Source organism: Capnocytophaga sp. oral taxon 335 str. F0486 (assembly GCF_000277665.1).
Lineage (GTDB): Bacteria > Bacteroidota > Bacteroidia > Flavobacteriales > Flavobacteriaceae > Capnocytophaga > Capnocytophaga ochracea.
Map to the genome: position 1 here is coordinate 12,536 of NZ_AKFR01000013.1, position 15,951 is coordinate 28,486.

The following is a 15,951-nucleotide window of genomic DNA, read 5'->3' on the forward strand; positions in this document are numbered from 1 at the left end:
ATTATTTAGCTTAAAATTGATACCCTACTCCCATTGAGAGCGTTCTATTTTTAAAGTCGTAAGAATTAGCAATACCCGTACTTATGAGACTTGCCTCATCGCCTTCAAAGATATTAGTGAGTCCTTGTACCCAACGTATTTCGAAAAACCAACCTGCATCAGTAGTGTAACCTATCCCTGCAGTCATAGCTACATCTATAATGTCTATGGCATCTGATTTTACACGAGTTACGGGTTCTGTACCATTGAAGTAGAAATTAGGCTGGTCAATGCGATACTCTATCTGAGGGCCTACGTGCAAATTAATACCCTTTCCTACATTGAATCGTGCCATTACAGGAGCCGAAAGATAATCAAGAGCCAAAGTAGCATTCCCATATCTATCAGATTTTATTTGTGCACCACGACGATTGTAGATACCTTCTATCTGTAAAGAGAACAATTTAGATAGGGGAAACTCTAAAGTAACCCCAGCATAATAACCGTGATATGGTTTAAAACTTGCCTCACTACTTACATCTCCTTTTAAGGTAGCATAATTGTACCCTGCTTTCACTCCTATGTATTGTGCTTTTACATTGTAAAAAGCAAACAAACATATGGCTAATAATACTATTTTTCTCATTGTTTATTATTTTTAGATGTTAGTCGTTTGTTGTTAATACTATAATTTTTTGGTAGAGATAATCTTCACAGGGCAGGCTTTTTGTGCTTTCTCACAATCCTCAAAAATACTATCGTCATAACTTTTTAGAGTGAAGAAGCCTTTCTTTTCAGTGGAACGTAATAATACGCTCTTGCCATCTTTTTTCGACATCTGGAACTGCTCAGGAGCCATCTCTACGCAGTAGTTACAGCCTATGCATTTTTCACGCTGTAAGGTTACTATTACCATATTAAACTAAATCTGCTAATCTGCTAATTGATATTTGTTTTTACTATTTTATATAGTTTATCTGATAGCCTTATTCTAAAATTGGTTTTGATAGTACAAGAATCACCTTTCTTAGCTCTTTCAGCAGGAGTATCGTTTACCATCATTGAGGTGAGCTCTATTTCTTGAACGCCTGTTGAAGGTCCAGTGATGAGCAACTTGTCGCCTATCTTTATATCAAAGGCTTCAATAGCAAACTCTGCAATACCAGTCTTAGGAAAATAGTGTTTGCCTTGCCCAATGTATACTTTCTTTTGGGTAGCATTAGATCCTGGGTTCTCACTCCATTCACCGAGCTTTTGCCCTAAATAATATCCACTCCAGAAACCGCGATTGTACACCGTTTTGAGGGCTTCTATCCAGCTTTCAAATTTTTCTTTACTGTATGTGCCTGCGTAATAAGCATCTATTGCTTCTCGGTAGGTGCGAATAACGGTAGCCACATACTCAGGAGCGCGCCCACGTCCTTCAATCTTTAATACCTTTGCCCCTGTGTCGATTACTTGGTCGAGAAAGTCAATCGTGCAGAGGTCTTTAGGCGACATCATATACTCGTTGTCTAATTCTATTTCAAAACCGCTTTCTTGGTCGATTACAGTGTATTTCTTGCGACAGTTTTGCTTGCAAGCTCCGCGATTGGCTGATGAATTGTGTGAGTGCAAACTCAGGTAGCACTTGCCTGACACCGCCATACAAAGCGCCCCGTGTCCAAATATTTCTATTTCTACCAAATTGCCCGAAGGTCCTTTGATTTGCTCTTTTTCTATCTGCTCACATATCTTCTTGATTTGTCGTAAGCTCAGTTCACGGCTCATTACCATTGTATCAGCAAACATCGCGTAGAAGCGCACGGTTTCAATATTAGTGATATTGATTTGAGTAGAGATATGCACCTCCATTCCTATTTGTCGAGCATAAGCTATGACTGCCTGATCCATAGCTATCACAGCTGTAAGACCTGCTTTTTTGGCAGCGTCTAATAGTGTTTTGATGATAGATAGGTCGTGGTCGTAAATAATAGTATTAAGGGTGAGATAAGTGCGAATGCCCTTAGGAGCACAACGACGCGCTATTTCATCAAGGTCGTCAATCGTAAAGTTGATACTTGCTCTTGCACGCATATTCAGCTGGTCTACCCCAAAGTACACTGAGTCGGCACCATTGTCTATTGCCGCTTGTAGCGACTCAAAATTACCAGCTGGTGCCATTAGTTCAATTTTTCCTGAATGAGTCATTATATAGTGAGTGAGGGGGCAAAGATACGAAAATAAAGTAGAATTTGAAAATTGTAATGTATAAAATTAAGTAAAAAGCGAAAATATGCTTAATATGCTAACTTGTCAGTGAAGTAAAATATTAATGTTCTTCCAGCTTCTCCGTTAGTTCAAACCAGCGTTCGGTCTTTTCCTCTATCGCAATAAGTGTCTCTTGCAAGGCTACTGATTGTTCTTGTATTTCATTACTGCTAAGACTTCCTTCGGCAAAAGTAGCTTCTATAGCAGTTTTTTTCTCTTCTAACTGCGCTATTTCTTTTTCCAATCGGTTGTATTCCTTCTGCTCGTTGAACGATAAACCTTTCATTCCGTCCTTGCGCCAAGTGTTTTTGGTGGCTTCTTTCTTGGGAGTATCGTCTGTCGGAGGAACGCTCTCTTCGTACACGCGGTAATCGGTGTAGTTACCAGGGAAATCCTCTACTTCGCCATTGCCTTTGAAAACAAAAAGGTGGTCTACTATTTTATCCATAAAATAGCGGTCGTGCGATACTACCACCAAGCATCCTGGATAGTCTAACAAAAAGTCTTCTAAGACGTTCAGAGTAACAATATCGAGGTCGTTCGTAGGCTCGTCTAAAATCAGAAAATTGGGGTTTTGAATGAGTACAGTACATAGGTATAAGCGTTTGAGTTCCCCTCCGCTGAGTTTCTCTACATAGTCGTATTGCTTTTTACGGTCGAAGAGAAAGCGCTCTAATAGCTGTCCTGCTGAGAGAGTACGCCCTTTAAGTAGTGGAATGTAATCGCCATACTTTTGTATCACTTCTATTATCTTTTGCCCTTGTTGTACCTCAATACCATCTTGGGTATAGTACCCGAACTTAATAGTGTCTCCCACTACTATTTTACCACTATCAGGAGCGATAGACGAGGTGAGCAAGTTGAGAAAGGTGGATTTGCCCGTGCCGTTCTTACCTATAATTCCCACTCGTTCGCCCCGCAAGAAATTATAATTGAACTTATTGAGCACACACAAGTCTCCGAAGCTCTTGCTCACATTGTGAAACTCCACCGTCTTGCTTCCCAATCGCTCCATATTGATTTCGAGCTGTACCGAGTGCTCCTTCCGACGCTTGTGGGCAGCCTCCTTTATCTTATAAAAATCGTCTATACGCGATTTAGACTTAGTAGTTCGTGCCTTAGGTTGCCTACGCATCCAGTCGAGTTCCTTTATATAAAGGTTTTTAGCCTTCTCTACCGATGCTTGTTCTTGTGCTAATCGCTGTTCTTTTTTCTCTAAGAAATAGGAGTAGTTCCCTTTGTAGCTGAATAGTTCGCCATTGTCCAATTCGAGGATTTCATTGCATACGCGTTCCAAAAAATAACGGTCGTGCGTAACGATGAAGAGTGTGAGGTTTTCTTTGGCAAAGTACTGTTCTAACCATTCAATCATTTCTAAGTCGAGGTGGTTCGTAGGTTCGTCCAATATCAGCAAGTCAGGTTTGCTAATAAGTACATTGGCTAAGGCGAGACGCTTTTTCTGTCCTCCCGAAAGGTTTTTTACTTTCAGTTGGAGGTTGTCTAATTTTAGACGGAAGAGTATTTGTTTGTATTGTGTTTCAAAATCCCAGGCATTATGGCGTTCCATCTGTTCAAAAGCCTTTTGATAAGCCATTTCGTTTTCAGGGTGCTGTAAAGTGTGTTCGTACTCCTGAATCAATCGTAAAATAGAATTGTCGGTTGCAAAAATAGTCTCTTCTACCGTTAGTTCTTCGTTAAAAGAGGGATTTTGTGAGAGAAAACCTATATGTATGCCCTTGCGGAATACTACTTGTCCGCTATCGGGTTGGTCTTTGCCTGCAATAATATTGAGTAAAGTAGTCTTTCCTGTACCATTTTTAGCGATAAAGGCTATTTTTTGGTCTTTATTGATACCAAAAGAGATGTTTTCAAGGATTATGCGTTCGCCAAAGGCTTTTGATATATTTTCTACGGATAGTAAGTTCATTTAATTTAGATAATAAATTAAAATTAATTTGTGATGTCTCTATCTGCTTGGCTATACGCCCAAGGGGCTCCGTTGTTCTCTATATTAGTCATCATCACATTGAGTTCGGTAGGGGCTGCCGATTCTTCCATTACCAAATACTGCCTCATATCCATAATAATAGATAACGGACTGATATTCACAGGGCAGACCTCCACACAAGCATTGCAAGTGGTACAAGCCCATAGTTCTTCAGGAGTAATGTAGTCGCCTAAAAGTTGCTTACCGTCAGGCTCAAAAGTACCGTGTTTGTCGATATTGCGTCCTACCTCTTCTAAGCGGTCACGTGTTTTCATCATAATCGCGCGAGGAGAAAGCTTTTTACCAGTGAGATTCGCCGGACATTCATCGGTACAACGCCCGCACTCGGTACAAGTATAGGCGTTCATCAGCTGTAACCAAGTGAGGTCGGTCACGTCCGAAGCTCCAAACTTATCAGGAGGGGCTGTGTCTTGTGGTGTTGCAAAAGGGTCGGCATTGGGGTCTAACATTAGTTTCACCTCTTGTGTTACCGCTGGGTTTACCTTAGAAGCTCCTAACGGACGAATAGGTGCGTAGTACGTATTAGGGAAAGCTAACAGTATGTGTAGATGTTTGGAGTAATACAAGTAGTTTAAAAAGCATAAAACCCCAGTAATGTGTAACCACCAACAACTGCGTTCTACAACTATAAGAGTGCTTACCGAAGCGTTTCCTAACAAGGGGCGTAACCATTCGCTCACAGGAAAAGAACCTGCTTGCACATAGTGGGGTACGTGTAATGCTTGTAGCTGAGCATCGGCAGCGTTCATCAGTAGGAAAAGACTCATCATTACCATTTCGGCATAAAGGATATTGCTTGCATCTTTTTTTGCCCACCCTCTGATTTCTGCCTTGCGAAAGCGTGGTAGTTTTAGAACGTTTCTCCTTATCCAAAATACAGTTACTGCTACAATCACTAAGAGAGCCAATACCTCAAAAGAAGCTATCAAGAAGTTGTAGAACGCCCCTAAGGAGGCAAATATGCGGTGGGTTCCTATGATACCGTCAGTAATAATCTCTAAAAGTTCGATGTTGATAATCAGGAAACCTGCATATACAATAATGTGTAACACACCCACTATGGGGCGTACCAACATTTTTCGTTGCCCTAAAGCGAGCCACAACATATTTCTGAGTCGCTCTTTGCGGTTGCCAGAAGTGTCTTCCGGCTTGCCTAAACGGATATTCCTAATGAGTTTCCGTAGATTATAAATAAAAAAGCCTCCTCCTATACAGAGAAGTATTGTAAATACTATGTTAGGAAAGAAGCTCATCAATACAGTTTATTCTCCTTTTTCTTCGTCTTGAGGCTCGTATGTTTTAGCTTTCTTACCAAAAACGGAGAAATGAAGATAACGCTTAGGATTTAAACGAAGGTCTTGCAAGAGCAATTCGAGCTGTTTAGCCGATTTGTCTAAATCTTTATAGAGCGTTTCGTCTTTTAGTAATTTTCCAATAGTACCCTTGCCTCCTTCTACTTCAGCCAAAAGAGTATTGAGGTTGTTAAGAGTTGTTTGTGCATTGGCAATTACTTTATTGAGTTCAGCTTCCGAAAGCTGTCCTGATACTTTTGATAGATCAGTAGTGATTTTATTAGCATTGCTTAAAGTAGCATTCAAATTGGCTTGATTAGTTACCAATATCTTATTGAGGTTTACTGATGCCTGATTTAGGTTGTGCATTGTCGCGCTCAGTTCGGCAATGGCAATTTTTAAATTGTTAGTAGTTTTAGCATCTAAAACACTGTTCACTCCTGTAAGAGTGGTATCGGCTTGTCCTAAAAGACGATTGAGTTTGTCTTGTGTAGGTTTGATTGACGAAGAGATAGAGGCGAGCATATCTTCTTGTACACGTGCTTCTAATACATCTCCCGATACGGCTATAGGAGCATTATCGAAGGCGGGAATAATTTGCAGTCCTGCACCTCCAAGCAAACTGTTGTAAAGCTCCGCTACACTATTCTTAGAGAACTTAAAATCGTCTGAACACTCCATCGTGATTTTTATCTTGGCACTTTTCTCTTCTAAGTCCACTGCTTCCACACTCCCTACTTTCACCCCATTTACAGTGATTTGTGTACCTGTTTTTAACCCTCCTGAATGAGGAAAATAAGCGTAATAAGTATTCGTTTTATTAAATAATGATTTAGACTTCAAGAAGTTAAAGCCTATATAAAAAGCGGCAATACCCGCCACAACTATAATAGCTGTTTTTATTTCTCTGGATAGTTTCATCAGTTTCTATTTGAATAAGTTTACTTTTCTATTTGTTTAGCTCTTTCTACTGTAATGCGTTTCTTTTGGTAAAAAGCTACGATATAAGCATCTTTATACCCTTTTTTTTTTGCTTTGTTCAGTAGCTCAAGGGCTTCTCTGTGCTTCGAAGTATCACCATAGTAATACACATATACACGCCCGTCTTTTTCAACCGATATAGGCGAGAGTCCTTTGAAATTAAAAGCCTTTGTTTCTAAATTTTTAGGGCTTGATGATATCTGTACTTTATAGCTCAAATCGCTGTTGTTAATAGTGCTATTACTTGTACTTTGTCTCGGGGTATTACTTTTTTCTCTTACTTGTGAAATACTGTCGTCAGGGGTAGTATAAGAACTTTTGTCTTCTATCCATTTCTTGTAAGCGAGTATCGCCTCGGCAATGTTCTCTGCAAACTCTTCTTGCCCCTTAGCCGAGGTGAGGAATTTGCGTTCCTCGTTGTTAGTAAGGAATGCTGTTTCTATAAGAATACTGGGCATATAGGTTTGGTGCAAGACGATGAATCCCGCTTGGCGTACGCCTCTGTTAGTGCGTTTCATCACTCCTGTGAGTTGGTTTTGCACTAACTTAGCTAGCTGAATGCTCTGCTCCAAGAACTCTTCTTGCATAATAGATAGCCCTATTACCGATTCAGGTGAGTTAATATTGTACTTAGCGTATTTCTTTTTGTAATCATCTTCCAAGTAGATTACTGAGTTTTCGGCTTTGGCAACCTCAAAGTTCTGCTGGTTGGCGTGTAGCCCTAATACATATGTTTCCGCACCGTCTACTTGTGTTTCGTGAGCGTTGCAGTGTACTGAAACGAATACATCGGCTTTGTTCCTGTTGGCAATAGCTCCACGCTCATAAAGGTCAATTAGCACATCGGTTTTGCGAGTGTAAATCACCTTTATATCAGGGTAAGCCTCTAACTTTTTGCCTACTAATAATACTATTTTCAGCACCACATCTTTCTCAAAGATGTTTTTCTGTACTACTTTACCGGGGTCTTTACCTCCGTGACCCGCATCTAAAACTACTTTAAACACAGGGTTCTTCTGTCCATAAAACAGACTAAAAGTACTACTGCATAGTGAAAAAAGAAGAATGTATATAAATTTCATTAATATATGTTCTGCTTAAAATTGGTGCAAAGGTAATTATTTTACTCGAATATACAAAAAGCGTGACGTTAAAGTTTCATTTTTAAAGGAATAAAGGAGGTTATCTGCAATAAATAACCTCCTTCTTCTATCAATATATCAAGCAAATTTTATTTTGATTTACCTTGATTTGCCACGCTGTTGATAGCGGCTGCAATAGCTTCTTGGTCGCCTAAATAATAATGTTTGATAGGTTTTAAATTAGCATCGAGTTCATATACCAAAGGTACTCCCGTTGGGATATTGAGCTTTAAGATTTCTTCTTTTGAAAGCCCGTCGAGATATTGTACCAAAGAACGCAAGCTGTTACCGTGTGCTGCGATAATCACACTCTTGCCTGCTTTAATGTCTGGCGCAATTTCGTTAAACCATATAGGCAACATACGGTCATAACAATCTTTCAAACTTTCGCCTGCTGTTTTTTCTTCTTTGGTAAGTGAAGCGTAACGACGGTCGTGTGAAGGGTGACGTTCGTCTGATTCTTCAATAAGTGGAGGGCGAACATCGTAAGAGCGTCTCCACAAAAGTACTTGGTCTTCACCGTATTTAGCAGCAGTTTCAGCTTTGTTCAAACCTTGTAGCGCTCCGTAACTCTTTTCATTGAGTCTCCAGCTTTTGTGTGTAGGCACCCAAAGGTCGCCCATCGCCTCCAAAGCATTGTTCAAGGTTTTGATAGCTCTTTTGAGCACTGAAGTATAGGCAACATCAAATTTGAAGCCTTCTTCTTTCATTACGCGTCCTGCTTCACGTGCTTCTTGTACGCCTTGCTCTGTTAAATCTACATCTTGCCACCCTGTGAATAAGTTGAGCTTGTTCCATTCACTTTGCCCGTGGCGTAAAAGTACTACTTTATACATATATATTTAATTAATTTTATTTTTATTCTTCTCCTTCTTTTTTACCCAAACCTCTTAGGAAATTGCCTATTTGTTTTTTGGCTTCTTTTTTAGCCTCTTCTTTGGCTTTCTCTTTCACTTTAGTCATTGTGCTGTCTTTGTTCTTCATCAGTCCTCCCACGGTTTTGGTTATTTCGCCTGCTGTACCCGAACTTGTTTTACCTCCTAAAGCCTTTTGTAGTGCGTCAGTGCCTTTAGCGGTAAGGTTGTTAATTTGGTTTTTAGCTATTTGAGTAGCCAAATTTTTTACTACGGCTTTAGCATCGGTGCTTACTTGTGGTTTTTTGAAAGTTCCACCTACGGTTGCTACCACAGGCAAGTTGTTTATCTTTTTCTGGTTTTCAGGAGTCAGTTTTGCTAACAAACCTTCTGCTTCTTTACCCAACATTTGAGGCGGTACATTAAAGGTGAGTTTGTAATTCATCTGTTGGTCAAATCCGTGAGAACCTGCTACCTCTATGGCTACATCTTTATATTTGATAGTAAAAGGCTTGATTTTCACTTTTCCATCTTCAAAATCAACCGCTGCTTTCACATCTTTTAGGTTGAGATTGGCTAAATTTAAACCTGTAAATTGGCTGTCTAAAGCTGAGAGTAGGGGAGAACCGTGGCTGTCAATCTTGGAGTCGATAAGTGCTGCGAATAGGTCGCCCGAGATACTGTTAATTTGAGGAGTTAAATCGTTTTTCAAATTACCTTTTACGTTGATAACCGTATTCACTTTCCCTTGTACAGCTTTCGCAATAGGCGCTATCTTTTCGAGCATAGTAATTTGCGTAAAAGCATCGGATATGTTAAGGCGGTTGAGGTTCAAGTCTACGTCAAAGGTAGGTACTTTTTCTTTGGTCGATACATCTCCTGTAAGAGCTATATTTCCTCCAAAAATATCCGATTTTAAGTTCTCTAAGGTTACTTTTTGGTCTTTTATAATCAGTTTACCCGATACATTACTTAATTTCAAATTGTCGTATAACACCGTATTGGCTTTTGCAGTAAGCGCACAATCTAAGAAAGCAGGCACTTTTATAGCCGCTTCTTTTGTAGAGGTCTTATTAGCTTTAGGTGCTTCTTTGGTTTCTTGTTTTGCAGGAGCAGACGATTCTGTTGCGGGTTGCATAAAATCGTTTACTACTAACTTGTTCGAAGATAGATTAAAGTTTCCTTTGAGGATTTCTTTTCTGAAAGCAAAACCGTACAGATTATCTATCGTTCCAGTAAGGTGTAAGTCGCTATCACCTGTGCGAGCATCAAATTTTGAAAGCCCAATGTGCGACGGATTAAAGGCTACGTTTAAGTTATCAATATGGAAAGGTTTTACAAACTCCTCGCCTGCATATACAAACTGAGAAAGCGACAAATTACCCTGCGCTTTAATTTTTTGATAATTCTTAGCCTCTACCGATTTCATATCCAATTGTGTCGCTATATCAGCACGTAAGATTCCTGCCAACTTCTTGTTTAACGAAATAGGGTATGCTTGCGATAAGTTTGCCAAGTTGATAGTCCCTTTTACTGCCATATCCACAAACGGGTTTACTACCACATTGCTCACATTGGCACGAGCCGAAAAATGGTCTTGGTCAATGCTCATCGTAAATTTGTTGAGGTTCACTTTGGTATCGTTGGTAATACCCGTAGCGTTGTTTACTTTTAGGTCGATAGTGATGTCACGCACCGTTTTAGGCAGGTTCGGATATTTAAAAGAAGCATTGTCTGCATACATTTCAAGTCCGAAAGTAGGGATTTTATCACCTACCATATCACCTTTGGCAAAACCTTTCAGGGTCAGATTTCCTGTGGTTTTTACATTCTCAATGCTTTTAGAGTACTCTTCGGGAATGAGCGCTAAAAAGTTTTGAAATGAATTGGTAGGGGTGCTAAAAGTAAGGTCGTAATGTTGTCCTTCCTCCAATAACTGAATAAAACCATCGAATACCAAATCCAAACGATTTACAGTAGCTTTGTTTTGCTTGAAAGTATATTTCTGATTTTTGAGGTCGATACCCAAAATAGCCTGCAAGGTGATAGGCACTCGCTTCATAAAAGTGCTCTTACCCATTGCAAAAGTTAGGTTGGCTTTTGTCTGAGTGTCTAAGTCCAATACCTCTTCGGCAAAGTTTCCTTTCCCGCTGTGGTAAATATCGGCTGCTTCCATAAAGAGGTTGCCGTCGTCCATTTTGAAAGTAAATTTCAGATTTTCTACATTGTACCGCTGAATATCTAGCTTGATAGGTGCTGACTCTTCCTCAGGTTTATCCGAAGGAATAGCGATATCATAGTTGCCTTCTCCCTCCTTGTTAAGGTGTATATACACCGAAGCATCTTTCACATTAGCTCCTAGCAAATTGTAGTTGCCCGCTAATAAATCTTTGATGCTAAGCGTTACATCTATGTGTTTAGCAGCAAAAAGTGTATCACCTACGAAAGGCTCTTTGTTTACCAAAACAAAATCGTTGAGGGTAACGCGTGCCTTAGGAAAGTTTTTAAACAGACTAATATCAACATCTTGTAATCCGATGTTCGCCTTTAAGTTTTCATTTGCCATCTCAATAACCTTTTCCTTGATAGTATCTTTAAAGAAAAAAGGAATAGCAATCATTGCGATGATGAGGAGCAGTAGGGTTATACCTCCCCATTTCAGTATTTTTTTAGCTATTTTCATTCGTGTTTTAGCAATTATGTTTTCTGAGTGCAAAGATACGAAATAATTAACAATTGGCAATAAATTCTGAAATAATTATTTTGTTCTTTGTTTTTATAGTCTACCAGAATTGGTCTGCGGATTTTCATCTTGCACTTTACCAAAGTTGAAATCCACCAACATCCTCTTTTTTTACTCTCTCTTAGCTTTAACTTCCCTTTGCTTTAACGCCACTCTTCCTTCGTCATTTGTTCGTTCATTGTTCGTCTTTTCTTCGTCTTTTCTTCGTCTTTTGTTCGTCATTTGTTCGTCATTCGTTCGTCTTTTATTCGTTCATTGTTCGTTCATTGTTCGTCTTTTCTTCGTTCATTCTTTATCTGCTCGTGTGGCTCGCACCGTTCATTGTTCGTCTTACTTTTTCCGTTATTATACTCCCTCTCCTTGTAAGTAGATATTCTGTCCGCTGATTCTTCGTTAGAGGTTTAGAGGAAATTTTATTAATCATTTTTGTTCAAATTCTACACCCAAGCTATACTTCTTTTACTTCACTAATTTAGTGTGTTTTATCTAATATGCTAATTTTCAAATTTGCTAATTTGCTAATTTCTCTCTATTTTTGCATTCTTATAAAGTCTTATAACGAAAAAATGGAGCAGATAAGTGTATTCGATATGCTAAAAATAGGGGTAGGTCCTTCCAGCTCTCACACTTTGGGTCCTTGGCGTGCTGCTGAGGCTTTCCTCAAAGAATTGAGAGAGAAGCACCTCCTAACCCGCACAACCAAAGTGCACGTAGATTTATACGGCTCACTCTCTCTCACAGGCAAAGGTCACGCTACCGATTTGGCAGTAATGTTAGGTCTCAGTGGTGCCGACCCTGAGTATGTGCCTATTGAGAGTTTAGATGTGATTATTACGGCTATTACTAATAATCAAGAGCTCTATTTAGGTAATGAGAGCATCATTAGCTTCAATCCTAAGGAAGATATTATTTTCAATAGAGATTTTTTGCCTTTTCACCCCAATGGTCTTACTTTTACAGCTGAAGGCGAGGGGTTCAGTTATGCTTCTACTTTCTACTCAGTAGGGGGTGGTTTTATAGTAAAAGAAGGAGAACAAGCAACAGTCAAGGAAGATACTCAGCGAAATTTCCCTTTCCCTATTGATAAAGCTGAGCAGCTCATTAGCTATTGTTGCCAAGAAGGAAAGAAAATATCCGAAATCGTCTATGAAAACGAAAAAGCCTTGCGTACTGAGGAGCAAATCCATAGCGAACTGATGCGTATATGGCATACTATGTTGGAATGTACTTATATAGGTTGTCATACCGAGGGTGTACTCCCAGGCGGTTTACACGTGCGCCGTCGTGCTTATGATATCCACAAGAACCTCATAGGGGTAGTCACCTACGATAGTCCAGAGAATTGGCTGAACTCTATCAAGAAAACGAATATCAAGTTTCGCGAAATCCTTAAATGGGTAAGTTGTTTTTCGCTAGCAGTTAATGAAGTGAATGCTTCGTTGGGGCGTGTAGTTACGGCACCTACCAATGGTAGTGCAGGGGTGATTCCCGCCGTGTTGCTCTACTACATAACCATCGAAAACCAACAAGCTACTGAGGAGCAAATCCAGCAATTCCTATTGGTAGCGGGCGAAATAGGCAGTCTCTTCAAAAAAGGGGCAACCATTTCAGCAGCTATGGGCGGTTGTCAAGCCGAAATAGGTGTATCTTCCGCAATGGCGGCAGGTGCGCTCTGCGAACTCTTGGGTGGTTCTCCAGAGCAGGTACTCATCGCTGCCGAAATAGCAATGGAACACCACTTGGGGCTTACTTGCGACCCTATTGGCGGATTGGTGCAAATCCCTTGTATCGAGCGCAATGCTATGGGGGCAATCAAAGCAATTAACGCTGCCGAATTAGCTATCGAAACCGACCCTAAGAATGCGAAAGTACCCTTAGACAAGGTTATCAATACTATGTGGCAAACTGCCAAAGATATGAACTCTAAATACAAAGAAACCTCAGAAGGGGGCTTAGCGGTAGCTGTAAATATGGCGGACTGCTAATCTAACAACTAATAACTAACAATTAATGACAATAAACTGTAAAGGAGAGCTTCTCTCTATGGATACCCCGCGAGTGATGGGAATCCTTAATCATACCCCCGACTCTTTCTACGAAGGAAGTCGTGTAACCGAAAAAACACTCTTACAACGCGCAGAAACAATGCTCGCTCACGGCGCAGATTTTATTGATGTGGGTGGTTATAGTACCCGCCCCAATGCACCCGAAGTCTCACAAACCGAAGAACTCAGTAGGGTAGTGCCCGTAGTGCGCTCTTTGGTGCAACATTTCCCCGAGATACGTATCTCGGTAGATACTTTCCGCAGTGAGGTAGCACGCCAATCGCTCTTAGAAGGGGCTTGTATTATCAATGATATTTCTGCCGGACTCTTAGATGAGCAGATGTTGGCTACAGTAGCGCAATTTCAGGTGCCTTATATTGCGATGCACCTCGTAGGTACACCCCAAACAATGCAACAGCACACTGATTATAAGGATATTATCAGTGATATGCGCTACTATTTTTCTGAGCGCAAAGCCAAAGCTTTGCAAGCGGGGATTAACGATTTTATAGTAGATGTAGGCTTTGGTTTCTCTAAAACCTTAGACCAGAATTATGAAGTGTTGAAGCACTTAGAGCTATTCCATAGCTTTGGTTGTCCGCTATTGGTAGGCTTTTCCCGCAAGTCGATGTTGTACAAATTGTTAAACACTGACCCTGCTGGTGCGCTGAATGCTACGACAGTAGTCAATACCATAGCCCTGATGAAAGGGGCACACATTTTGCGGGTACACGATGTAAAAGAAGCTAAAGAATGTGTAACACTCTTTGAAAAAATACAATGAAACTATTCGATATTTTAGACTTTACAATCGTCGATGCGATTGACATAGTGCTGTTTGCAGCTCTCCTGTACTACCTCTACCGATTGATTCGAGGCACGGTAGCCATTAATATTTTTATGGGTATTGTGATTATCTACTTGATATGGAAGATTACCGAAGCTTTGCAAATGCAGTTGCTTAGTAGTATATTAGGTCAGTTCATTGGGGTAGGAGTCTTCGCACTGATAGTTGTATTCCAGCAGGAAATACGTCGCTTCTTGCTCACCATTGGTTCTACCAATATCACTGCACGCAACAAGCTACACCGTGCTTTTCACTTTTTCAAAGAGAAGGAAATTCTGCTTAATATTGAGAGTTTGATAAATGTGTGTCAGAAGTTAGCCAGTACCAATACAGGGGCGCTTATCGTTTTGGAACACAATATGCCTCTCGACTTTGTAACCCAAACTGGCGACAAGGTGAATATAGAGTTCTCCGAGCCTATTATCGAAAGCATCTTTTATAAGAATAGTCCGCTACACGATGGAGCTATTGTGATAAAGGGTGACCACATCGTAGCTACAAGGGTAATACTGCCTGTTGCAAGTGAAATCAATTTGCCTAAACGCTATGGTTTACGTCATCGTGCTGCCATTTCTATCACCGAAAAAACAGACGCTACTGCCTTAGTCGTTTCTGAAGAAACCGGACACATTTCCTACTTCAAGAATGGCGCCTTTGTAAAGTTCAAGAATAACGATGAACTCATCAAAGCTGTACAATCCGATTTTTAATTGCTTGTTGCGCTACAACCTTTTTCAGATAGCGAGCTTCAAGCATTCATTGGCTTTGGGGCTTCTAGGGCTAATCGTCAATTTGCTAATTTCCAAATTATCTAATTTTCAAACTAAATCCTTTCTCTCCCATTAAAAATCCTTCTAACACATCACCTGTTGTAACTCTCCCTGCACCTTTAGGTGTTCCCGTAAAGATAAGGTCTCCCTTGCGAAGGGTAAAGTACTGCGATACCTCCGAGATGATAACGTCAAAATCTCTAAGCATTTGTGTTGTATTGCCCTTTTGTACAGTAGAGCCATTTTTGTCTAAGTGAAACTGAATAGAGGAAGAACTCTCAAATGTTTCTTTAGAGACAAACTTTCCTACGATAGCTGAGCCATCAAAAGCCTTCGCTAGCTCCCACGATAGTCCTTTTTGACTCAAATCCGCTTGCAGGTCGCAAGCGGTAAAGTCAATGCCCACCGCAATCTCGTCGTAATACTTATGTGCAAATTTTTCCGAAATACACTTTCCATTCTGGTTGATTTTGAGTACTAATTCTATTTCGTAATACAAATCCTGTGTAAAATCAGGAAGGTAGTAAGGAATTTCGAGGTTATGAATAGCCGTATCAGGCTTCATAAATACCACTATGGGCTGAACCGTTGTTTTATCAAATGTTTTGATAGTCTCGCGGTAATTTTTACCTATACAAATAATTTTCATATTTATTTTAATGTGAGTTTGATATAAAAATACTTATTTTCAATCGCTTTTACGTTGTTACAATTCCTTCTTAGGAATAAGGTCTATGAGGCAAAGAGCACCTTTCTTTATTATTTATAATTTGGTTTTCTTCCCTTTGGGAAAAGTTTTATAAAATCTGTGAGAGGTTTTAAAGTAACAAAACACCTATTTGTTCAATTTAAAAAATAGTTTATCGTGATAAGAATACGCTTCATATGCAATGATTTCCCATTACTGAAATATAGCTTATAGATTGCAAAAGTAAAAATAAAAACTGTATTATGTTTGTATATTTAAAAAAAAGTAATACATTTGCCCGAGTTTTTTATAACAAAACAAAAACGATTGTGAAATAAAACAAATATTATTT

13 protein-coding genes are annotated in these 15,951 nt (G+C 39.8%); 3 read left to right on the forward strand and 10 right to left on the reverse strand.

The features are described from left to right. Positions 1-10: 10 nt before the first annotated feature. The 9 genes from HMPREF1320_RS02280 to HMPREF1320_RS02320 all read right to left on the reverse strand — a co-directional run bounded on the left by HMPREF1320_RS02280 (position 11) and on the right by HMPREF1320_RS02320 (position 11,189). Entirely contained in the window at positions 11-625 is a 615-nt protein-coding gene (locus tag HMPREF1320_RS02280) for a porin family protein (protein WP_002672504.1), read from the reverse strand. A gap of 39 nt (positions 626-664) precedes the next feature. Further along, positions 665-895, reverse strand: a complete 231-nt coding sequence (locus tag HMPREF1320_RS02285; protein ID WP_002672503.1) for a ferredoxin — start codon at positions 893-895, stop codon at positions 665-667. A gap of 23 nt (positions 896-918) precedes the next feature. After that, positions 919-2,169, reverse strand: a complete 1,251-nt coding sequence (locus HMPREF1320_RS02290; RefSeq protein ID WP_015783082.1) for a peptidase U32 family protein — start codon at positions 2,167-2,169, stop codon at positions 919-921. A gap of 121 nt (positions 2,170-2,290) precedes the next feature. After that, positions 2,291-4,156: an ABC-F family ATP-binding cassette domain-containing protein gene (locus HMPREF1320_RS02295; protein ID WP_009417343.1), complete on the reverse strand. Its 1,866-nt coding sequence runs from the start codon at positions 4,154-4,156 to the stop codon at positions 2,291-2,293. Positions 4,157-4,179: 23 nt separating this feature from the next. Then, the gene (locus tag HMPREF1320_RS02300) at positions 4,180-5,490 is read right to left on the reverse strand and encodes a (Fe-S)-binding protein (RefSeq protein WP_009417324.1); all 1,311 of its coding nucleotides are present in this window, start codon (positions 5,488-5,490) and stop codon (positions 4,180-4,182) included. Positions 5,491-5,499: 9 nt separating this feature from the next. Next, positions 5,500-6,450: an MlaD family protein gene (locus HMPREF1320_RS02305; protein ID WP_009417351.1), complete on the reverse strand. Its 951-nt coding sequence runs from the start codon at positions 6,448-6,450 to the stop codon at positions 5,500-5,502. 20 nt (positions 6,451-6,470) lie between these two features. Beyond that, positions 6,471-7,592: an N-acetylmuramoyl-L-alanine amidase gene (locus HMPREF1320_RS02310; RefSeq protein ID WP_009411845.1), complete on the reverse strand. Its 1,122-nt coding sequence runs from the start codon at positions 7,590-7,592 to the stop codon at positions 6,471-6,473. A 149-nt stretch (positions 7,593-7,741) separates the two neighbouring features. Next, entirely contained in the window at positions 7,742-8,488 is a 747-nt protein-coding gene (gpmA, locus tag HMPREF1320_RS02315; protein WP_002672496.1) for a 2,3-diphosphoglycerate-dependent phosphoglycerate mutase, read from the reverse strand. 22 nt (positions 8,489-8,510) lie between these two features. Continuing rightward, positions 8,511-11,189, reverse strand: a complete 2,679-nt coding sequence (locus HMPREF1320_RS02320) for an AsmA-like C-terminal region-containing protein (protein ID WP_009417334.1) — start codon at positions 11,187-11,189, stop codon at positions 8,511-8,513. Positions 11,190-11,815: 626 nt separating this feature from the next. On the opposite strand from HMPREF1320_RS02320, the gene HMPREF1320_RS02325 reads away from it, so the two are divergent. From HMPREF1320_RS02325 to HMPREF1320_RS02335, 3 genes are read left to right on the forward strand one after another with little or no spacing between them, the layout of a single operon-like run. Beyond that, positions 11,816-13,234 (forward strand): L-serine ammonia-lyase, encoded by a 1,419-nt coding sequence (locus tag HMPREF1320_RS02325; RefSeq protein ID WP_009417314.1) that lies wholly within the window; start codon positions 11,816-11,818, stop codon positions 13,232-13,234. Positions 13,235-13,259: 25 nt separating this feature from the next. Then, the gene (gene folP, locus HMPREF1320_RS02330; RefSeq protein WP_009417342.1) at positions 13,260-14,078 is read left to right on the forward strand and encodes a dihydropteroate synthase; all 819 of its coding nucleotides are present in this window, start codon (positions 13,260-13,262) and stop codon (positions 14,076-14,078) included. After that, positions 14,075-14,851 carry a diadenylate cyclase gene (locus HMPREF1320_RS02335; protein ID WP_009417337.1) on the forward strand — a complete coding sequence of 259 codons (777 nt, stop codon included), beginning with the start codon at positions 14,075-14,077 and terminating at the stop codon, positions 14,849-14,851. The genes folP and HMPREF1320_RS02335 overlap by 4 nt, the downstream gene beginning before the upstream one ends. Before the next feature lie 97 nt (positions 14,852-14,948). Here the strand turns inward: HMPREF1320_RS02335 and HMPREF1320_RS02340 are convergent, their stop codons facing one another. Beyond that, on the reverse strand, positions 14,949-15,560 hold the full coding sequence (locus HMPREF1320_RS02340; protein ID WP_009417345.1) for a fumarylacetoacetate hydrolase family protein: 612 nt from the start codon (positions 15,558-15,560) through the stop codon (positions 14,949-14,951). Between the last annotated feature and the right edge of the window lie 391 nt (positions 15,561-15,951).